At 69.0% G+C, this 20,367-nt stretch carries 19 protein-coding genes; 15 read left to right on the top strand and 4 right to left on the bottom strand.

Features of this window, described 5'->3' with window-relative positions; all coding sequences use genetic code 11:
• The first annotated feature begins 184 nt into the window (after nt 1-184).
• The 6 genes from Q0C57_RS11115 to Q0C57_RS21125 all read left to right on the top strand — a co-directional run bounded on the left by Q0C57_RS11115 (nt 185) and on the right by Q0C57_RS21125 (nt 5,030).
• Nucleotides 185-1,000: a DUF3108 domain-containing protein gene (locus tag Q0C57_RS11115; protein WP_296576314.1), complete on the top strand. Its 816-nt coding sequence runs from the start codon at nt 185-187 to the stop codon at nt 998-1,000.
• Nucleotides 1,001-1,205: 205 nt separating this feature from the next.
• Nucleotides 1,206-2,255, top strand: a complete 1,050-nt coding sequence (locus Q0C57_RS11110) for an ABC transporter substrate-binding protein (RefSeq protein WP_296576312.1) — start codon at nt 1,206-1,208, stop codon at nt 2,253-2,255.
• A gap of 60 nt (nt 2,256-2,315) precedes the next feature.
• Nucleotides 2,316-3,134, top strand: coding sequence for an ABC transporter ATP-binding protein (locus Q0C57_RS11105; protein ID WP_296576309.1), 819 nt, complete (start codon nt 2,316-2,318; stop codon nt 3,132-3,134).
• Nucleotides 3,135-3,144: 10 nt separating this feature from the next.
• Nucleotides 3,145-4,026, top strand: coding sequence for an ABC transporter permease (locus Q0C57_RS11100; RefSeq protein WP_296576307.1), 882 nt, complete (start codon nt 3,145-3,147; stop codon nt 4,024-4,026).
• 88 nt (nt 4,027-4,114) lie between these two features.
• On the top strand, nt 4,115-4,405 hold the full coding sequence (locus Q0C57_RS11095) for a YggT family protein (protein WP_296576305.1): 291 nt from the start codon (nt 4,115-4,117) through the stop codon (nt 4,403-4,405).
• Between the two features lie 7 nt (nt 4,406-4,412).
• Nucleotides 4,413-5,030, top strand: a complete 618-nt coding sequence (locus tag Q0C57_RS21125) for a DUF167 family protein (RefSeq protein WP_366937825.1) — start codon at nt 4,413-4,415, stop codon at nt 5,028-5,030.
• Nucleotides 5,031-5,036: 6 nt separating this feature from the next.
• Here the strand turns inward: Q0C57_RS21125 and hisE are convergent, their stop codons facing one another.
• A complete protein-coding gene (gene hisE, locus Q0C57_RS11085; RefSeq protein ID WP_296576302.1) occupies nt 5,037-5,375 on the bottom strand; it encodes a phosphoribosyl-ATP diphosphatase in 339 nt (112 codons plus the stop codon).
• A 205-nt stretch (nt 5,376-5,580) separates the two neighbouring features.
• Between hisE and Q0C57_RS11080 the strand changes: the two genes are divergently transcribed.
• A complete protein-coding gene (locus tag Q0C57_RS11080; RefSeq protein WP_296576299.1) occupies nt 5,581-6,474 on the top strand; it encodes an EamA family transporter in 894 nt (297 codons plus the stop codon).
• Nucleotides 6,475-6,513: 39 nt separating this feature from the next.
• Here the strand turns inward: Q0C57_RS11080 and putA are convergent, their stop codons facing one another.
• Nucleotides 6,514-9,606: a bifunctional proline dehydrogenase/L-glutamate gamma-semialdehyde dehydrogenase PutA gene (gene putA / locus Q0C57_RS11075; RefSeq protein ID WP_296576296.1), complete on the bottom strand. Its 3,093-nt coding sequence runs from the start codon at nt 9,604-9,606 to the stop codon at nt 6,514-6,516.
• A 137-nt stretch (nt 9,607-9,743) separates the two neighbouring features.
• Between putA and Q0C57_RS11070 the strand changes: the two genes are divergently transcribed.
• Nucleotides 9,744-10,199, top strand: a complete 456-nt coding sequence (locus Q0C57_RS11070; protein WP_296576403.1) for an Lrp/AsnC ligand binding domain-containing protein — start codon at nt 9,744-9,746, stop codon at nt 10,197-10,199.
• Here the strand turns inward: Q0C57_RS11070 and Q0C57_RS11065 are convergent.
• Both Q0C57_RS11065 and Q0C57_RS11060 read right to left on the bottom strand, forming a co-directional pair.
• The gene (locus tag Q0C57_RS11065) at nt 10,151-10,429 is read right to left on the bottom strand and encodes a hypothetical protein (RefSeq protein ID WP_296576292.1); all 279 of its coding nucleotides are present in this window, start codon (nt 10,427-10,429) and stop codon (nt 10,151-10,153) included. The genes Q0C57_RS11070 and Q0C57_RS11065 overlap by 49 nt on opposite strands.
• A 114-nt stretch (nt 10,430-10,543) precedes the next feature.
• Complete coding sequence (locus Q0C57_RS11060; protein ID WP_296576289.1) at nt 10,544-12,889, bottom strand: penicillin acylase family protein; 2,346 nt, start codon at nt 12,887-12,889, stop codon at nt 10,544-10,546.
• 266 nt (nt 12,890-13,155) lie between these two features.
• Between Q0C57_RS11060 and Q0C57_RS11055 the strand changes: the two genes are divergently transcribed.
• The 7 genes from Q0C57_RS11055 (at nt 13,156) to Q0C57_RS11025 (ending at nt 20,348) form a co-directional block, all read left to right on the top strand.
• Nucleotides 13,156-13,896, top strand: coding sequence for an MBL fold metallo-hydrolase (locus Q0C57_RS11055; RefSeq protein WP_296576285.1), 741 nt, complete (start codon nt 13,156-13,158; stop codon nt 13,894-13,896).
• An 87-nt stretch (nt 13,897-13,983) separates the two neighbouring features.
• Entirely contained in the window at nt 13,984-14,385 is a 402-nt protein-coding gene (locus tag Q0C57_RS11050) for a cytidine deaminase (RefSeq protein WP_296576282.1), read from the top strand.
• On the top strand, nt 14,382-15,197 hold the full coding sequence (locus Q0C57_RS11045) for a purine-nucleoside phosphorylase (RefSeq protein WP_296576279.1): 816 nt from the start codon (nt 14,382-14,384) through the stop codon (nt 15,195-15,197). The genes Q0C57_RS11050 and Q0C57_RS11045 overlap by 4 nt, the downstream gene beginning before the upstream one ends.
• Nucleotides 15,190-15,927 (top strand): deoxyribose-phosphate aldolase, encoded by a 738-nt coding sequence (deoC, locus tag Q0C57_RS11040; protein ID WP_296576276.1) that lies wholly within the window; start codon nt 15,190-15,192, stop codon nt 15,925-15,927. The genes Q0C57_RS11045 and deoC overlap by 8 nt, the downstream gene beginning before the upstream one ends.
• Entirely contained in the window at nt 15,924-17,264 is a 1,341-nt protein-coding gene (gene deoA, locus Q0C57_RS11035; protein ID WP_296576274.1) for a thymidine phosphorylase, read from the top strand. Before deoC ends, deoA begins: the two co-directional genes overlap by 4 nt.
• Before the next feature lie 3 nt (nt 17,265-17,267).
• Nucleotides 17,268-18,461, top strand: coding sequence for a phosphopentomutase (locus Q0C57_RS11030; protein WP_296576271.1), 1,194 nt, complete (start codon nt 17,268-17,270; stop codon nt 18,459-18,461).
• Nucleotides 18,462-18,557: 96 nt separating this feature from the next.
• Nucleotides 18,558-20,348, top strand: a complete 1,791-nt coding sequence (locus Q0C57_RS11025; protein ID WP_296576268.1) for a glucan ABC transporter ATP-binding protein/ permease — start codon at nt 18,558-18,560, stop codon at nt 20,346-20,348.
• Nucleotides 20,349-20,367: the final 19 nt, after the last annotated feature.

Raw genomic sequence — 20,367 nt, 5'->3', positions numbered from 1 at the left:
AATGCCGCGCGCCTCCCCATGCGACGGGTCCCCCGTCCGTCCGCCAGCCTAGCATTCACAGCCGGTCGACGCGTTTACGTTGATCAAGCCACAGTCCGATTTCCAAGCCATTAACCATTTCGCGCTTTGATGCGGGTCATGCCGGGTGGCGCTGTCCGGCACCGTTGGTCCTGGAGTGTGTCCCGTGTCTCGATCGACCCTGCCCGCCGCAGCCGCCGCGCTGTTGTCCTGTCTCGCCGTGCCGGCGCTGGCGCAGGAGCGGGTCTCCGCCCGCTACGAGATCCTGATCGGGGGACTGCAGGTCGGCATTGCCGGTTTCGAGGGCCGCGTCTCCGAGGACAGCTACCAGGCTTCGGTCTCGTTGCGCCTGTCGGGGGTGTCGCGCGTCATCGCCTCCGGTCGCGGTTCGGCCATGGCCTCCGGGCGGATCCTCGGCGGCCGCGCCGTACCGGCCAGCTACACCCTGACCCTCAACACCACACAGCAGAACGATGCCATCCGCATGGCCATGGCCGGCGGCTCCGTGCGCTCTCATTCCGCCGAGCCGCAACGCCCCGCCGCCGCCGACGAGGTGCCGGTTACCGCAAGCCATCGCCAGGGCGTCCTCGATCCGCTCTCGGCCGGCCTGTTCTTCGTGCCCGGAACGGGGCCGACGGTGGTGGCCGAGGCCTGCGCCAAGACCTTCCCGGTCTTCGACGGCCGCCAGCGCTACGACCTGTCCTTTTCGTATGCCCGCACCGAAAACCTGAAGGTCGCCGGCTATGACGGCCCCGCCGTGGTCTGCAATGCGCGCTACCGGGCGATCGCCGGCCATCGACCCGCGGTTACCGCGCCGATGGAGGCGAACCGCGACATGCAGATCTGGCTGGCGCCGGTCGCCGGCACGCGGGCGCTCGTCCCCGCCCGCATCGCCATCCGCACGCCGGTCGGCATGGCCGAGATCCAGCCGACGCGCCTGGAACTCGGCGGCCCCACCACGACGGCCTCGGCCAGCCGCTAAGGCTTTCCGCCCGCCCATTAGGCAAAGTGCTCGATTCCCGGGCAGAGAAGCGGCCGGACGTCGAAAAATCGGTTGCCGTCCGCAACGGCATGGTCTTTGCTGCCAACGGTAATTTCACGGTGCCCGCGCCTCGCCGCGGCGGTCACCGCCCGGCCATGGCCCGCAGGCCAGGGCTGCAGCTCACCGATCGACAGAAGGCCCGCAGATGACCGAGTATCGCTTCCTGCCCACCCGCCGCGCGGCCCTGAAGCTCGCCGGCGCCGCCTCGCTCGCCCCGCTCTTCGCTCCGGCCGTCCATGCCCAGGCGACGACCAATGTCCGCTTCACCCTCGACTGGCGTTTCGAGGGCCCCTCCGCCCTGTTCCTGACAGCGCTGGAGAAGGGCCATTTCCGCGCCGAGGGTCTCAACGTCTCGATCGACGCCGCCTCGGGCTCGCGCGAAGGCGTCACCCGCGTTGCCTCCGGCACCTATGACATCGGCTTCGGCGACATCAATTCGATGATCCGCTTCCGCGACGAGAACCCGACCGTCGACATCAAGGCGAACATGATCGTCTACGACCGTCCGCCGTTTGCCATTGTCGGCCGCAAGTCGCGCGGCATCACCACCGACGTGAAGAGCCTCGAGGGCAAGAAGTTCGGCGCCCCGGCCCCGGACGCCGCCTTTGCCCAGTGGCCGATCTTCAAGACGGTCAACAAGCTCGATGATTCCAAGATGCGCTTCGAGAATGTCGGCTTCCCCGTCCGCGAGCCGATGCTGGCCTCCGGCGAGGTCGACGCCATCTTCGGTTTCGCCAATTCCTCCTTCATCAACCTGAAATCGCGCGGCGTGCCGGAGAACGACATCGTCGTGCTCCACATGTTCGACTACGGGGTCGAGCTCTACGGCAACGCCATCATGGCCAGCCCGGGCTTCCTGGCCGCCAACCGCGCGGCGGTCGCTGCCTTCAACCGCGGCCTCGTCAAGGGCATCCGTGACTGCATCGCCGACCCGGCGGCCGGCGCCAAGCTCGTCATCGCCCGCAACGACGTCGCGCGGCTCGAGACGGAGACCGAGCGCCTGAAGATGACGATCGACAACTACGTCCTCTCCCCCTATGTCCGCGCCAACGGCATCGGCGGCATCAATCCGGCGCGCATGGCCACCGCCATCGACCAGATCGGCCTGACCTTCGCCTTCAAGAACAAGCCGAAGCCGGAAGACATCTTCATCTCCGACCTGCTGCCGGCCGCCGCTGACCGCAAGGTGGCCTGAGGCTTGCTTTCCTACCGAGCCGCGGGCGGCGCGAATGCCCCCGCCCCAGATTCCGCGTGAATGCACCGCTCCGAAAGCGCCGTCCCCTTGCGTCCATTCGTCGAACTGACCGGCGTCAGCCATACCTACGCCACCGGCGGCACGCTTGCCGTCGACGGACTGGACATCAGGGTCAACGAGGGTGAGTTCGCCGCCGTGGTTGGTCCATCCGGCTGCGGCAAGTCCACGCTGATGAAACTGGCCACCGGCCTGCAGTTTCCGCAGGCCGGCGCCGTCGTCGTCGACGGCCAGGAAGTCCGCGACCCCGTCAAGATCGCCGGCATGGCCTTCCAGGCGCCGACCCTCCTGCCCTGGCGGACGACGCTCGAGAACCTGATGCTGCCGCTCGAAATCGTCGAGCCGCACCGTTCGCGCCTGCGCCGCCACAAGGCCGAGTATGTCGCCAAGGCCGAAGCCCTGCTGGCCTCGGTCGGCCTCGAAGGCGCCGGCTCCAAGTTTCCCTGGCAGCTCTCCGGCGGCATGCAGCAGCGCGCCTCGCTCTGCCGCGCCCTGATCCACGAGCCGAAGCTCCTCATGCTCGACGAGCCCTTCGGCGCGCTCGACGCCTTCACGCGCGAGGAACTGTGGTGTGTCATCCGCGACCTCCATGCGCGCATGGCCGGCACGCTTACCGTCATCCTCGTGACCCACGACCTGCGCGAGGCGGTCTTCCTCGCCGACCGCATCTTCTGCATGTCCTCCCGCCCGGGAAAGATCATCGCCGAACGCGAGGTGGCCTTCCCGCGGCCACGCGACATCGAGATCACCTACAAGCCGGAATTCTCCGACATCGTCCACGACCTGCGCGGGCGCATCGCCCACGCCCGGTCGACGGCCTGAAGGATCGACCATGGACGCCCTGGCGGATTTCCTGCTCACATCCTGGCCGATGGCGCTGGTCATCGGCGTGGTCGGCTACATCGCCTATCTGCTCTACAAGGTGATCGGCGCCTCGGCGCTGGACCGCACCAAACTGTCGCTCCAGCTCGCGCCGCTGTTCTGCACCATCGGCACGTTCCTCGTCTGGGAACTGCTCTGCAAGGCCTTCGCGGTCTCCACCTTCGTGCTACCGGCGCCGAGCGACATTGCCATCGCCATCTGGCAGTTCCGCCGCCAGATCGGCTTCCATTCCTTCCACACGGCCTGGATGACCCTGGCGGGCTTCGGTCTGGCCGTCGCCTTCGGCATCGCCCTCGGCCTGCTGCTCGGCGCCAGCCGGTTCTTTTATGCCGGCTTCTACCCGCTGCTCGTCGGCTTCAACTCGATCCCCAAGGTCGCGGTCGTTCCGATCCTGGTCATCTGGTTCGGCGTCGGCTGGCTGCCGGCCGTTCTCACCGCCTTCATGATCTCGTTCTTTCCCATCGTCGTGAACGTGGCGACCGGCCTCGCCACGATCGAGCCGGAGACCGAGGACGTGCTGAAGGCGCTCGGCGCCTCCAAGCTGCAGATCATGACCAAGGTCGGCATCCCCCGGTCACTGCCCTATTTCTTCGGCTCGCTGAAGGTCGCCATCACCCTGGCCTATGTCGGTTCCGTCATCGCCGAGTACAACGCCTCACGTTACGGCATCGGGAATCTCATGGCGCGCGCCTCGGCCGACTTCAACGTGCCGTTGCTGTTCGCCGCGCTCATCGCCCTCGCGATCCTCGGCGTCGCCATGTACATGGCCACCGTCTGGCTGGAAAATCGCATGACCGGCTGGGCCCAGCGCTCGTCCTTCGCCGCCACGTGACCTGCCGGCGCGCAATCGCGCGCTTGCCCCGTCCGGTTCGACACCCCATAAAACAGGTCCGGACCCCACACCCCTTCACGGCGGACCCATGAAAGCCATTCTCGATGTCGTCCTGATCGCCCTCAACCTCTATTGGTGGGTCATCATCATCTCGGCCGTGCTGTCCTGGCTGATCGCCTTCAACGTGGTGAACTACCGCAACCAGATCGTCGCGCAGATCGACACCACCCTGCGCGCCATGACCGAACCCGTCCTGGCGCCGATCCGGCGACGCATGCCCAATCTCGGGGCGGTCGACCTTTCGCCGATCGTCCTGCTGCTGGGCATCATCCTGATCCAGCAGGTGATCGTCCGCTACATCTATCCCAACGTCTTCTGAGGCCGCGATGGACGCCCTGCCCTATCGCGGCGACCGCGAGCGCCTGCTGCTCGACGTCAGGCTGACGCCGCGGGGCGGGCGCGACGCCTTCGGGGGTGCCGAGCGGCTGGCGGACGGCCGCTCCGTCCTCAAGGCTCGGGTGCGGGCCTTACCCGAGGACGGCAAGGCCCATGCAGCGCTCGAGGGGCTTCTCGCCGGGGCGCCCGGCATCGCCCGCGCCCATGTGGCGGTCGTCCAGGGCAAGACCGCGCGGGTGAAGACCCTGTCCGTGGCCGGCGATCTCGTCCGGCTGTCGGCAAGCCTCGCCAGGCTCGCCGCTGCCGTCCTCCTCCTTCTGATTACCTTCGCCGGCGCCCCGGCGGACGCCCAGTTCATGGCGCGCGGCGACATCTGCTCCGATCCCTCGCAGTTCCAGCGCTCGCGCGCCGCCGTCGAGCGGGCGGGTCTGCAGACCCCCGACCGGGCCCGCCTCGTCCGCACGTTGCGGGCAGCCCAGTCGCTGGCCCGGGACGCCTGCCCCAACCGCGACGGCTGGCTGGTGCGGCGCGCCGTGGGCATGGTGAACGCGGTGAATCGCGAAGTGCGCCTGCCGCCCGTCGACCTGCCGTTGTTCCTGCGGGAATAGGGCCGCTCAGAGGCCGCCGGCGACCGCCACCGGACCCTTGTGCAGCTTTTCGGCCAGGCCATAGAGACGCTCGCGCCGCTCCATCTCCCGCCAGACATCGGCGGGCGCGATGTCCATGTCGGTCCACAGCACCGTGAGATTGTAGAGCAGGTCGGCGCTCTCGCGGATCACCGCGTCGCGGTCGTTGCCGACAGCGTCGAGCGTCACCTCGGTTGCCTCCTCGACCAGTTTCTTGGCCATCTTGGCGCGGCCGCCGGCCAGCAGCTTGGCGGTGCGCGAGGACGGCACATGGGTCTGGCGGAGCTGCAGGATGGCCGCATGCAGGCGGTCGATGGCATCGGACATGTCGGTGGTTCGCGTCCCCGGCTCCGGTCGAATCAATGGTCTAGTCCTGCGGACGATTCAACGGTCGCAGACAAGTGCGGCCTGTCAATGACAGGGCCACAGCCTGCGGTGTCGCACCATCGACAGGCGGCATGCGAGGGAACGGGTGGCCGTGGCGGGCCGCGATCACTAAACCGCCCGGGAGCCGAACCGGAGCCCTGCCGCCGTGACCCTGCGCGACTGGATCTTGCTGACGACGCTGTCCTTCCTCTGGGGTGGCACGTTCTTTTTCGTGCGCGTCGCTCTCGACGACCTGCCGCCGCTGACACTGGTCCTCGCCCGCGTCGTCATCGGCTCCGCCGTCCTCTATGCCGTCCTGCGCGCCACCGGCGAGAGCCTGCCGCGCCGCCGCGAGGTCTGGACGACCCTGGCGGTCATGGCGCTGCTCAACAACATCATCCCCTTCTCGCTGATCTTCTGGGGCCAGACCGCCATCCCCGCCGGGCTCGCCGCCATTCTCAACGCCACGACGCCCCTCTTCAGCGTCATCGTCATGCATCTCTTCACCACCGACGAGCGGGCGACGCCCGGCAAGGCCGCCGGCGTCGCGCTGGGTTTCCTCGGTGTCGTCGTCCTTGTCGGGCCGGCAGCCGTAGGGCGGCTGGACACGCCGCTCTGGGCGCTCGCCGCCTGCCTTGCGGCCACGCTCTCCTATGCCTTCTCCGGCCTCTGGGGCCGGCGTATCAAGCCACTCGCCCTGACGCCGACCGTCACCGCCTGGCTGCAGCTCACCATCACCAGCCTCGTGATGGCGCCGCTCGTGGGGCTGGTCGACCGGCCCTGGATGCTGCCGATGCCCGGGGCGGCCGCGATCGCAGCCGTGCTGGCGCTCGCCATCCTCTCGACGGCGCTTGCCTACATCATCTTCTTCCGCCTGCTGGCGACGGCGGGGCCGAGCAATCTGCTGCTCGTGACCTTCCTCATTCCCGTCTCGACCATCCTGCTGACGGGCCTCTTTCTGGGGGAGCGGCTGGCCTGGACGCATGTTGCCGGCATGGCCCTGATCGGCCTCGGGCTCGTCGCCATTGACGGCCGGGTCTGGCGCCTGTTCCGCGGATGAGCCGGAGCGGTCCGCCGGCAGGCCGGCGCCAGGCGGGGCTCAGCCCTCCCCGCCGGCCAGCAGGCTGGCATTGCCGCCGGCCGCGGCGGTGTTGACGGTCACCACCTGTTCCAGCGCGAAGCGCGGCAGGTAGTGCGGCCCGCCGGCCTTCGGGCCCGTGCCCGACAGGCCGGAGCCGCCGAAGGGCTGGGTGCCGACCACCGCGCCGATCATGTTGCGATTGACATAGACATTGCCGTGGGAGAGCCGGGACACGACCTCCTCGACGACCTGGTCGATGCGCGAATGGATGCCGAGCGTCAGGCCCGTGCCATTCCCGGCGATGGCGTCGGTGAGCTGTCCGAGACGGCCCGCCTTCCAGGTGGTGACGTGCAGGATGGGGCCGAAAAGCTCTTCCGCCAGATCCTCGGCCCTGGCCACACGGATGATCGCCGGGGCGACGAAGAGCCCCGGCGGCGCCTCGGCGGTAAGGCTTGCCTGCCAGACGAGCCGCCCCTCGGCGCGCGCCCTGTCGACGACCGCCGCGAGCCGCGCCTTGGCCTCCGCGTCGATGACCGGGCCGACATGGGTCGCAGGATCGAGCGGGTCGCCGATCCGGAGTTCGGCGGCAGCTCCCCGGATCATTTCCAGCATGCGCTCCGCCACATCCTCCTGCAGACAGAGAAGGCGCAGGGCCGAGCAGCGCTGGCCGGCGGAGCGGAAGGCCGACATGACGACATCGTCGCTGACCTGTTCGGGCAGCGCGGTGGCATCGACGATCATGGCGTTGATGCCACCGGTCTCGGCGATCAGCGGCACAATGGGGCCGCGCCTGGCCGCCAGTTGCTGGTTGATCTTGAGCGCGACCTCGGTGGAACCGGTGAAGGCGACGCCGGCGACACGCGGTTCGGCCACCAGCAGCGCGCCGACGCGGCCGTCGCCTGGCACCAGCGCCAGCGCGTCGCCGGGAATGCCGGCCTTGTGGGCGAGCGCCACCGCTGCGGCGGCCACCAGTGGCGTCTGTTCGGCGGGCTTGGCGATGACCGCATTGCCGGCGGCGAGCGCCGCTGCCACCTGGCCGAGGAAGATGGCGAGCGGGAAGTTCCACGGGCTGATGCAGACCATGGTGCCGCGCCCGCGCAGGGTCAGCCGGTTCTCCTCGCCGGTCGGGCCCGGCATCAGGACACCCGCACCGAAATGCCGACGCGCCTCCTGCGCGTAGTAGCGGCAGAAATCGACGGCCTCGCGCACTTCCGCCACGCCGTCGTCGAGGGTCTTGCCGGCCTCGCGGGCGAGCAGCGCGCAGAACAGGCCACGCTCAGCCTCCAGGAGATCGGCAAGTCTGTCGAGCGCCTCGGCGCGGGTGCTGACGGGTGAGCGGTTCCAGCCGGCGAAGCCGGCGGCGGCGCGGTCGAAGGCGGCCGTGACCATCGCCGCATCCGCCTCCTCGACCGCACCGACCGGGGTGCCGTCCACCGGGCTGATCACCGAGCGGATGGCACCGCGCAGGACCTTGCCGCCGATCAGCGGCTGGGCCACTGCCGGAACCCGTCCGCGCCCCCTTGTGACGGCGTCGAGAAAGCCGGCGAGCGCCGCGGCGTCGCCGAACTCGACGCCGGCCGAGTTGATCCGGCCGGGCGCATAGAGGTCCTTCGGCAGCGGCAGCCGGTGTGGGCGGGCGTCGCCGGCATTGCCGATCCAGCTCTGCGGCCGGGCGAGCAGGGTCTCCACCGGTACCGCGGGATCGGCCGAGGCCGAGACGAAGGAGGAATTGGCGCCGTTCTCCAGCAGCCGGCGGACGAGATAGGCGAGGAGGTCGCGATGGCCGCCGACCGGCGCATAGGTCCGGCAGGCCGCTTCGGGAAGCTTCGCCAGCAGGGACTCGTAGAGCGCCTCGCCCATGCCGTGCAGGCGCTGGAACTCGTAGCCCTCGGGCCCCCCGGCCTCTTCGAGGATCGTCGCGATGGTCAGCGCATTGTGGGTGGCGAATTGCGGATAAATCCGCGGCCGGGCAGCGAGCAGCCGCCGCGCGCAGGCCATGTAGTGGAGATCGGTCATCGGCTTGCGGGTGAAGACCGGAAAGTCGGGCAGGCCGCGCTCCTGCGCCCGCTTCACCTCGGTGTCCCAATAGGCACCCTTGACGAGCCGGACCATCAGCTTGCGGTCGAGGCGCGTCGCCAGGGCGTCGAGCCAGTCGATCACCGCCAGCGCCCGCTTCTGGTAGGCCTGGACGGCGAGGCCGAACCCGTCCCAGCCGGCGAGCGAGGGATCGGCGAGGACGGCGGCGATGACGTCGAGCGACAGCTCGAGGCGGTCGGCCTCCTCGGCGTCAACGGTGAAATTGAGGTCATGGGCCCTGGCCGCCTGGGCGAGCTTCAGCAGCTTCGGCACGAGCTCGGCCATGACGCGGTCGCGGCTCACCGCCTCGTAGCGCGGATGCAGCGCCGACAGCTTCACCGAAATGCCGGGACGGTTGGGCAGGGTCTCGTTGCCGGCGGCCTGGCCGATCGCCGCGATGGCATCGCGGTAGGAGACAAGGTAGCGCTCGGCATCCTCAGCCGTGCGGGCGCCTTCGCCGAGCATGTCGTAGGAATAGCGGAAGCGGCGGGCCGAGCCGGCCCGTCCCAGCGCTTCGGAAATGGTCTGGCCGAGCACGAAATGCGACCCGAGAAGCCGCATGGCCTGACGCGTCGCGGCGCGCACCGTCGGCAGGCCTAGCCGCTTGCCGAGCGTCTCAAGAATGCCCTCCGGGCTCTCGCCGGGATGGATGACGCGGGCGGTGACGCCGAGCGCCCAGGCCGAGGCCGAGACCAGCCAGGCCTCCGACTTGGTGGCCCGGTGCGCCCAGTCGGTCCCTGACAGCTTGTCCTCGATGAGCGCGTCGGCCGTGCGCGAATCCGGCACCCGCAGCAGCGCCTCGGCCAGCACCATGAGGGCGAGGCCCTCCTTGGTGGTCAGCGAATATTCGCGCAGGAAGTCCTCGATGCCGCCGAGCCCCCCGGCCTTGGCGCGGATGGCGCCGATGAGCTCGCGCGCGCGCGCGTCGATGCGCGCCTCCGCCGCGGGCGGGAGCGAAGCGGTGGCCAGGAGACGGCGCGCGATGATCTCGTCGGCCTCGGCATAGGGTGCCTGAAATGACGGTTCGGGGGACAAGGCGAGCCTCTTGCGTCGCTAGGGGATCGTGAGAGACTATCCGGGGAACTCCGGCCGTTCGAGAGGTTATCTTCCATGAACCATGGTGATATTCACCATCAGTTTGCCGGATCGGCGGCGTTTCCACGGTGAGCGCCATCCTCGATTCCGTCGATCGCAAGATCCTGCGCCTGCTGCAGGACGACGGCCGCCTCGCCAATGTCGATCTGGCGGAGAGGGTGGGCCTCTCGCCCACCGCCACCAGCGAAAGGGTGAAGCGGCTGACGCGCGAGGGCATCATCGCCGGCTATGGCGCCCGCCTCGACCCGCAGAAACTGTCACGCGGCTTTCTCGCCTTCGTCGAGGTGACGCTCGACAAGACGACGCCGGACGTCTTCGACCGCTTCGCCCACGCGGTGGCGCGGGCGCCCGATGTCCTGGAATGCCATCTGGTCGCCGGCGGCTTCGACTATCTCATCAAGACGCGCGTCGCCGACATGGCCGCCTATCGCATCTTCCTCGGCGAAGTGCTCCTCGCCCTGCCGGGGGTGCGCGAGACGCGGACCTATGCGGTGATGGAGGAAGTGAAGGCGTCATCGAGCCTGCCGGTCTGAGCCGGTCCGGCGGACAAGGCGGCCGGGTTCTGGACCTTTTCGGCCAGGGCTGCCTCATTGGCGACCGTCGCGGCCTGAACCCGCATGACGCGGACCAGGGTCTCGGCGGCTTGCCGGGCTTCCTGCGCCACGCCGACGAGACGGCCACCCTGACCCTTGCCGCCCCGGATCATCACATCGATCGCGGCGAGGGACTGGTTGAGGCTGGCGAGGGCGTCACGGTGCGGCATGGGCCGGTTCATCCCGTCTGAGCATTGTGGTCAGAGGGTATGGACGGCGGGTTTCAGCACGGCGACACGATGGGACATGAATGTTACCGGGCGAAATAGAGTCCCTGAAACGGGTCAGCCTGGCTTCAGGTCCAGTCGGCTCTCCAGTGCACCGTCAACCGCCGCAGCTGTATAGGGCAGCGGCGCATAGTCCCCCGCTGCCCAGCGGGCGAAAAGGTCGCGGTAATGCGGCGAGCGCGGATCGCCGGACTGGCCGGGCGTATTGATCGTCACCGAGCGATCGAAATCGGCGAGATCGACGACCAGCCGGAAGGACGATCCCATCATGGTGCGGAAATCCGTGCCGCGATACCCGGTATGCATCGGCGTGACCGAGGAGCCGGCATGAGGAACCGGCCCGATCGCCCAGGCCTTGGCCGTCGCCTCCGACAGGAGGAACGACAGGGGATGCTCGAAAAAGCCGTGATGGAGCTTGCCCCAGGCCCAGGCCGCGGGATCGGGCCCGAGCAGCCGTTGCATTTCGCCGAAGGCGGCCCCCAGCGAGGCGGCGAGAATGGCATCGCGCCCCGCGGCGGGATCGCTTCCGAAGCGATCGTCGGGGTCTTCGAGGATGGCAAGAGTGCCGTCGACGTCGCCAGGCACCATCAGCGCGTGCAACTCGGGGGCGACGATGGCGTTCCACAGCGCCTTCTTCAGGTGGCGCGACCACCAGACCTCGAACAGCGCCCCGGCGGCCGACATGCTGGTCAGGGCATGGTCCCATCCGGCCAGCATGGCGATGGCCGCGGCAGTGTCCGGATCGGAGGGCGTCAACCCGGCCAGAAGCTTGCCGAGGCGGCGGGCCGGAATGGAGACGACGTCGGTCTGCAGCGCGCGCGAGGTGGACAGCGTGTGCGGCGCGACCGAACCGAGCACCTCCTCGATCCGGGTGGCGCGCGAATAGTCGACCCATTCATAGCCGAAGGGATAGGCCTTGTGGTCCCAGCCCGCCGGCACGTTCATCTCATTGGCCGAGAAGACGAAGCCGCGAGCGGGATTGTGCACGAGGGGCGCCTGCGCCCGGTCGCGCCAGCCGGCCCATTCGTAGCGGCCGTCGCCCGGCACCGGCAGCAGCCCGTCCCAGTTGGGCCGGATCGGATTGATGCCCGCCGGCATCCACGCGACATCACCGGCGGTGTCGGCATAGACGAGGTTGCAGGAGGGCGTACCCCAGGTCACTGCCGCGGCGCGGAACTCCGCGAGGTTCTTCGCCCGCATCAGCTTGTGCGCGACCAGATAGGGGGCCGTTCCCGGCTCAAAATAGGCGGCCCGCACGGCATAGAGCCGGCCTGCTACAGGATCCTCGTGGACCACGGGGCCGTGGCGGGTGAATTTCAGGGTCAGAATCTGGTCGTCGCAGCCCTTGACCTTGATGCGCTCCTCGACCGTGCGCACCCGCTCCCAGCCCTCGCCGTAGCGGTAGAGGTCGCAGTCCTCCGGATGGGTCTCGTAGAAATAGACGTCTTCCTGGTCGATGTAGAAGATCGTCAGGCCCCAGGCGATGGTGCCGTTATGGCCGATCATCACGCCGGGAACGGAGGGCTCGCCCGCACCGACCACGTCGAGGCCGGGGCAGGTGAGATGGACGATGGTCCGCAGCGAGGGCATGCCGTGGATCCGGTGCGGATCGGAGGCGAGGATCGGCAGCCCCGTATCGGTCTTCGACCCGTGCACCGCCCAGTTGTTCGAGCCGGTATACTGGGCGTCGAGGACGACCTCCAGCAGGTCGGTGGTCGCGCGCCATTTCGGCGCCTCATCGAGGGTCGCGGCGAGGCGTTCCGGGGAGAACGTGGCGTTGGCGGTGGCGAGCTTGACCACATCCAGCGCCGCCAAAGGAATCGTTGCGGGGTCGAGCCCCTCGGGGACGGCTGGCGCGATCTTCGGTTCGAGATAGCGGCGCAGCAGGTCGGTCCGATGGTCGGCCTTGCCGTACACCTGGCAGCGCAGGATCTCGGACAGCGCATTGCGCGACAGCGAATGGGTGCGGATGCGGGAGACGTCCCCCGCGGCCCAGACCGCCGGCTTCGTGCCGAGCAGGCCGAACTCGACGGGCAGCAGCGAAGGGTCGGCCTCGGTCATGGCGATGAAGGCGTTGATGCCCTTCGTGAAGGCCGTGAAGGACGCCTCGGCCTCGGGGCCGTAGGCGGCGAATTCCGCCGCCTGATCGCCGCGATAGAGGAAGAGCCGCGAGGCGCGATCCTGCTCGATATAGCCAGGTCCGAAATCGGCGGAGAGGAGGCCCAGGCCTCGCTTGCGGAAAAGATCGATCTGGAACAGACGCTCGCGCGCGGCGTGGAATCCCTGCAGGAAGAAGAGATCGGCTTCGTTCTCCGCCCGGATATGGGGAATGCCGTTGCGATCGATGCCGATCGACCCGGGCGCCGACAGGCCGGGGAGCGTGAGCGTTTCTGATGGGGTCATGGCCATACATGTCGCTGCGAGGGAGCGGGACTGTGCACGCCGGGTGGGCCGGTGTCATCCTTTGCGGACGAGAACGAGGCCTGCAACGATGCGGGTCTATTGCAGGGCGGGACGGGGGAAGTTTTTGGAAAGGATGCTGTCGCGTCACCGGGACAGCGCCGCTTCAAAGACGGCGCCGCGCGTGCTCATATCATGCCGGTGACCGGGCACCGGCGCCAGGCCGCGGCTCGCAGACCGGTCGCCTCGACCTCAACCATGGATGGCCCATGAAGATCACCGTACTTGGCTCCGGCGATGCGTTCGGCTCGGGCGGACGCTTCTCCACCTGCCTGCACCTCGCCGGCAACGACGGCACGGTGATGCTGGTCGATTGCGGGGCGACGTCCCTGCTCGCACTGCAGCGCGCCGGGATCGACCGCAACAGCGTTTCGGCGATCCTTTTCACGCATTTCCACGCCGATCACATCGGCGGCCTGCCCTTCTTCATGCTCGATGCACTGTTCAACTCGCGCCGTACGGCCCCGCTGACCATTGCTGGTCCGAAGCGGGTGCAGGACTGGGTGAAGGCGGTGATGGAGGCGGCCTTCCCGGGCTCCTCGGGCAACGCCTATCCCTTCGCGATCACCTATCTCGAGATCACCCCGGACCAGCCGGGCACTGTCGCCGGCAATGGCGTGACGGCGTTCCCGATGGTGCACGACCAGCGGGCCGGCCCCTGCCAGGGCTACCGCATCGCCCGCGACGGCAAGATCTTCGCCTATTCCGGCGACACCACCTGGACCGAGGATCTGGTGCCCCTGGCGGCGGGCGCCGACGTGCTTCTCGTCGAGTGCTATACTTGGGATATCCCGCTGAAAAATCACCTCGACTGGATGACGCTGTCGCGCCGGCTGCCCGACCTCACGGCGAAGCGCATCGTCCTGACCCATATGGGACCGCAGATGCTGGCCAACCGCGACAAGGCCACCGTCGCCTGTGCCGAGGACGGGCTGGTCATCGATCCCTGAGCATCGGCCGGCCCTTTTCGGTTCAGGCGCCGCCCGCCTTGCCCTATATCCTGCCATGGCGGAGGGTCGCGGCGTGAAGGAGCAGCCATGACGCAGGCACTGGACGAGCTGTTCGACGCGGCGCGGAAGGCGCAGGCTTCCGCCTATGCGCCCTATTCCCGCTTTCGGGTCGGCGCCGCCCTGCGCGCCGGATCGGGCCGCATCCACGCCGGCTGCAATGTCGAGAACGCCGCCTATCCCGTCGGCACCTGCGCCGAGGCGGGAGCCATCGCTGCCATGCTCCTCGCCGGCGACCGCACCATCGCCGAGATTCTCGTCTTTGGCGAAGGTCCGGAGCTCTGCACGCCCTGCGGCGCCTGCCGCCAGCGGCTGCGTGAATTCGGCGCCGGCTCTCTGGTGATCCACGTCGCCGGCCCGAAGGGGCCGCGCGCCCGTTTCACCCTCGCCGAGCTCCTCCCCCATGCCTTCGGTCCGGACAACCTGTCATGACCGCAGCCCGCATCATCCGCACCGCGGCGGGCGAGGCTCCCATCGCCTGCGCCATCATCCTCGGCACCGGCCTCGGCCCGCTGGCTGAAGCGTTGGAAGATGCCCGCGTCATCCCCTATGGCGACCTGCCGGGCTTCCCCCCTGTCGGCGTCTCCGGCCATGCCGGAAGGCTCGTCGTCGGAACGCTGGAAGGCTGCCGTGTCGCGGTGCTCCAGGGCCGCGCCCACACCTATGAGAACGGCGACCCCCGCGTCATGAAGCCGGTGATCGACACGCTCGCGGCCCTCGCCATCCCCCGTCTGCTCGTCACCAATGCCGCGGGATCGCTCAAGCCCGACATGCTCCCCGGGTCGATCATGGCCATCGAGGACCACATCGCCCTGTTCGGGCCCAACCCGCTCATCGGCCAGCATGGCGACGGCCGTTTCGTGCCGATGAACGGGGCCTATGACCCCGTCCTGCGCCGGGCGATTGCCGGCGGCGCGGCGCGCCGGCATGTCGCGCTCTTCGAAGGCATCTATGTCTGGGTCACTGGCCCGAGCTTCGAGACGCCGGCCGAGATTCGCGCCTTGCGGACACTCGGTGCTGATGCCGTCGGCATGTCGACCGTTCCCGAGGTCATCCTCGCCCGACATGCCGGGATCGCCGTGGCCGGCCTGTCGCTCATCACCAACCTCGCCGCCGGCCTTGCGCCGGATGCGCCCTCCCATGCCGAGACCAAAACCGTCGCGGCCGCTGGCGCTGCCGCCATGGAGGCGGTCATCCGCGGCTTCCTCGTGGAGATCGGCCGGGCCGAGGCCCGCCATGACTGACGCAACACTCGCCCGCCGCGCCATCGCGCTTCTCGACCTCACCGACCTGTCCAACGGGCTCGACGAAGCGGGCGTCGAGCGGCTCTGCGCCCGCGCGATGACGCCGCTCGGGCCGGTCGCGGCCGTCTGCCTCTGGGCCGGTTTCGTGCCGCAGGCCCGCCGTCTGCTCAAGGGCACACCGGTCCGCATCGCCACGGTGGTCAACTTTCCCGCTGGCGAGGACGACGTGATGCGCGTCGCCGACGAGGCCCGCTGGGCGCTGCTCGACGGCGCCGACGAGATCGACGTCGTCCTGCCCTGGCGGACACTGATGGCCGGCCGCAACGAGGTGGTGGGCGCCCTGCTCGGTGCTGTCAGGGCGGTGGTGCCACAGGGCCGCACCCTCAAGACCATCCTGGAGACAGGCGAGCTGAAGACGCCGGAACTCATCCGGGCCGCCGCGCGCATCGCCATCGGCACTGGCGCCGATTTCATCAAGACCTCCACCGGCAAGACCGCCGTTTCCGCGACGCCCGAGGCGGTGCGCCTGATGCTGGAGGAAATCCGCGCCTGCGGCCGCAGGGTCGGCATCAAGCCCTCGGGCGGTATCCGGACGGTCGCGGATGCCGGCACCTATCTCGCCCTCGCCGATGAGGTCATGGGGATCGGCTGGGCAAGTCCGGCGACCTTCCGCTTCGGTGCTTCCGGGCTCCTCGACCAGCTCCTCGCCGCAGGGAAGGCCGCCCCATGAAGAAGCGCCATACCGCCTTCATCCCGCAGGAGATCATCCGGGCCAAGCGCGATGGCGCGGCGCTCGGCGACGGTGACATCGCCGCCTTCGTCGCCGGCATCGGCGCGGGGACCGTCACCGAGGCGCAGGTGGCGGCCTTCTGCATGGCTACTTTTTTCCGCGGTATGACCATGGGCGAGCGCGTGGCCCTCACCCGGGCCATGACCGCCTCCGGGCGCATCCTGTCCTGGCGGGATCTCGACCTGCCCGGCCCTGTCCTCGACAAGCACTCCACCGGTGGGGTCGGCGATACGGTCTCGCTCATGCTCGCCCCGATGGTGGCGGCGGCCGGCGGCTTCGTGCCCATGATCTCCGGCCGCGGCCTCGGCCATACCGGCGGCACGCTGGACAAGCTCGAATCCATCCCCGGCTATGACGCGACACCGGCCCATGATCGCTTCCGCCGCACGGTGCGGGAGGTCGGCTGCGCCATCATCGGCCAGACCGCCGATCTCGCCCCCGCCGACAAGGTCATCTACGGCGTGCGCGACGTCACCGCGACGGTGGAATCGATGCCGCTCATCACCGCCTCCATCCTGTCGAAGAAGCTCGCCGCCGGCCTCGATGGCCTTGTCATGGACGTGAAGACAGGATCGGGCGCCTTCATGCCGGATTTCGCCGGCTCCCGCGAGCTCGCCGACTCCATCGCCTCCGTGGCCCGTGGCGCCGGGCTGCCGACCATCGCCCTGGTCACGCCCATGGACCAGCCGCTGGGACCCGCCGCCGGCAATGCGCTTGAGGTCCGGATCGCCATCGAACATCTCGCCGGTGGCCACCGCGTGTCGCGCCTGCACGGCGTCACCCTGGCGCTGGCCGCCGAACTCCTGGTCCTCGGCAAGCTCGCGCCCGATCTCGACACCGCCCTTGGCAAGCTCGAACGGGTCCTCGCCAACGGCCGCGCCGCCGAGATCTTCCAGCGCATGGTCGCGAGTCTTGGCGGCCCCCATGACCTGATCGAACACCCGGACAAGCACCTGCCGCGCGCGCCCCTGGTACGCCCGATTCCCGCGCCGGCGGCCGGTACGGTGCTTTCGATCGACACCCGCCGGATCGGCCTGGCAGTCGTCGCCCTCGGCGGCGGCCGCACCCGCTCCGCCGATCCGGTCGACCACGCAGTCGGCCTGACCGGCCTCGTCGCCCTCGGCGACAGCCTCGCTCCCGGCGAGCCGCTGGCGCTGATCCACGGCCGTGACGAGGAGACCATGGCCGCGGCCGCCGCCATGATCACCGGTGCCGTTACCCTTGGCGAGGGCGGCGCCGCCGTCGGTGCCCTCGTCCAGGCGCGGATCACCGGCTGAACCATGCCCCGCGCCCTGATCCTCGTCCTCGACTCCGTCGGCATCGGCGCCAGCGCGGATGCCGCCGATTATGGCGATGCGGGTGCCGATACGCTGGGGCATGTGGCGGAGTGGTTCGCGGCCGAAGGCCTGTCCTTCGCGCTGCCAAACCTCGACCGGCTCGGCCTCGGCGCGGCGTCGCGCGCCGCGACCGGCCGTCTGCCGCCGGGCCTGACGGCAGACGAGCCCTTCGCCGGCCACTGGGGCTTTGCCGTGGAGACCTCGAAAGGCAAGGACACGCCCTCCGGGCATTGGGAGATTGCCGGCCTGCCGGTGACCTTCGACTGGGGCTATTTCCCCGAAACCGTCCCCTGTTTTCCGGCCGGGCTCACCGACGCGCTGATCCGCGAGGGCGGCCTTCCCGGCATTCTCGGCAACTGCCACGCCTCGGGCACCGAGATCATCGCCCGCCTGGGGGCCGAACACCTCGCGACCGGCAAGCCGATCCTCTACACATCAGCTGATTCGGTGCTGCAGATCGCCGCCCAAGAGCAGGCCTTCGGCCTTGAACGGCTCTACGACCTTTGCCTCATCGCCCGCCGGCTCTGCGACCCCCTCGGCATCGGCCGGGTCATCGCCCGCCCCTTCACCGGCACCGGTCCTGCCGACTTCACCCGCACCGCCAACCGCCGCGACTATGCCGTGCCGCCGCCGGCACCGACCCTGCTTGAGCTCGCCTCGGACGCCGGTCGGCAGGTGATCACGGTCGGCAAGATCGGTGACATCTTCGCCCATGCCGGCACCGGCGAGGTGCTGAAGGCGGCGGGCAACGCGGCGCTCGGCGCGCGCACCCTCGAAGGACTGGCGCGACTCGCCGATGGCGGCCTGCTGATGGCCAATTTCATCGACTTCGATTCGCTCCATGGCCACCGGCGCGACCCCGGTGGCTACGGCCGCGCGCTCATGGCCTTCGACGCCTGGTTGCCCGCCCTGAGCGCGGCGTTCCAGCCCGGCGACCTCTGCATCCTCACCGCCGACCACGGCTGCGACCCGACCTATCCCGGCACCGACCACACCCGCGAACACGTTCCCGTCCTCGCCTTCGGGCCGGGCCTGCCGACGGGCCCGATCGGCCGGCGGGAGACGTTCGCCGATATTGCCGCGACGGCGGCAGCCCATCTCGGCCTCGCCTGGACGGGTGCCGGCCGGTCGTTCTAGGCGCGACGGCAACAACGCCCCTTGTCGCGCGTTGAGGGGCGTGTATCACAGCTCCCGACTCTCCGGGGCATTCCGCCTCCCCGCAAAGGCCGTCGCATGTCGCTCCTCCACGTCTACTGGCGCGTCCTCAGGCAGCTCGGCCCGGAGACGCGGCTGGGCCTGACGCTGCTCGCCTGCAACGTCGTACTCGCCTGCATCATGTTCGCCGAGCCCATCCTGTTCGGCCGCATCATCGACACCCTGTCGGCGGCCCAGGCGCGCGGCCGCACGGTGACCTGGAGCGAGATCCTGCCGCTGGTGCTGGCCTGGGTCGTCTTCGGCCTCTTCACCATCGCCGCAGGCGTCCTCGTCGCGCTCCATGCCGACCGCATGTCGCACCGCCGACGCCTCGCCTTCATGCAGCACTTCTTCGAACACGTGCTGAACCTGCCGCTCAGCTACCATTCGGGAGCCCATTCCGGCCGCCTGCTCAAGCAGATGCTGGAAGGCTCCAATGCCATGGCCTGGCTCTTGCTGTCCTTCCTGCGAGAGCATTGCGCCTCGCTCATCGCCCTGGTCATCCTGGTGCCGGTCTCGCTCTGGGTGAACTGGCGGCTCGGCAGCCTGCTGGTGGTGATGGTCTTCTTCTTCTTCTTCCTGACGAGCTGGGTGCTGCGGAAGACGGAGACCTTGCAGGGCAAGGTTCAGGAATATCACAACGCGCTGGCCGAACGGGCCACCGATGCCCTCGGCAACGTCCCGGTGATCCAGTCCTTCACCCGCATCGAGGCCGAGGTCCGCGCCATGCGCGCGACCATCGACGCCCTGCTCGCCGCCCAGATCCCCGTCCTGTCCTGGTGGGCCATCGCGGCGGTCGCCTCCCGCGCCTCGGCGACACTGACCGTGCTCTCGATCTTCCTGGTCGGTACCTGGCTGCACATCAACGGCCTCGCCTCCATCGGCGAGATCGTCACCTTCATGGGCTTCGCAACCATGCTGATCGGCCGCCTTGAGGCGCTGGTCGGTTTCATCAATTCGGTCTTCCTCGAAGGCCCCAAGATCAAGGACTTCTTCAACGTCGTCGACACCCTGCCGCAGGTCCATGATCGGGCGAATGCGCTCGACATCGGTCAGGTCAAGGGCACCGTTGCCTTCGAGAACGTGTCCTTCTCCTATGACGGCAAGCGCGCCGCAGTGGCCGACCTGTCCTTCGTCGCCCATCCCGGCGACACGATCGCCCTGGTCGGCTCGACCGGATCGGGCAAGTCGACGACGCTGTCGCTGCTACACCGGGTCTTCGACCCACAGTCTGGGCGCGTCCTCATCGACGGACACGACATTCGCGACGTCAGCCTCGTGTCGCTGCGGCGCAATATCGGCGTCGTCTTCCAGGAGCCCATGCTGTTCGCCCGCACCATCAAGGAAAACCTGCAGGTCGGGCGCCCCGAGGCGACCGACGAGGAGATCTGGCAGGCCTGCGAGCGGGCCCAGGCGATGGACTTCCTCAGGCGCCAGCCGGACGGCCTCGACACCGAGGTGGCCGAGCGCGGCCGCTCGCTCTCCGGCGGTGAGAGGCAGCGTCTGTCCATTGCGCGGGCCCTGCTGAAGGACCCGCCCGTCCTCATCCTCGACGAGGCGACCTCCGCCCTCGACGCCACCACCGAGCAGAAGCTGCAACTGGCGCTGGAAGAGGTGATGAAGGGGCGCACCACCTTCGTCATCGCCCACCGCCTCGCCACCATCCGGCACGCCTCGCGCATCCTCGTCTTCGACCAGGGCCGGGTCGTCGAGAGCGGCTCCTTCGAGGAACTGGTGGCCCAGGGCGGCATCTTCGCCGCCCTCGCCAAGGCCCAGTTCATGTCGGGCGCCGAGGACCTGCCCGCGGCAAAGCCGATCACGACGGCATAATCCCCGCGCCCGCACTCCC

The sequence above is a fragment of the Phreatobacter sp. genome (genome assembly GCF_022843985.1).
Taxonomy (GTDB): domain Bacteria; phylum Pseudomonadota; class Alphaproteobacteria; order Rhizobiales; family Phreatobacteraceae; genus Phreatobacter.
This window is presented reverse-complemented; position numbering and strand designations above follow the sequence as displayed.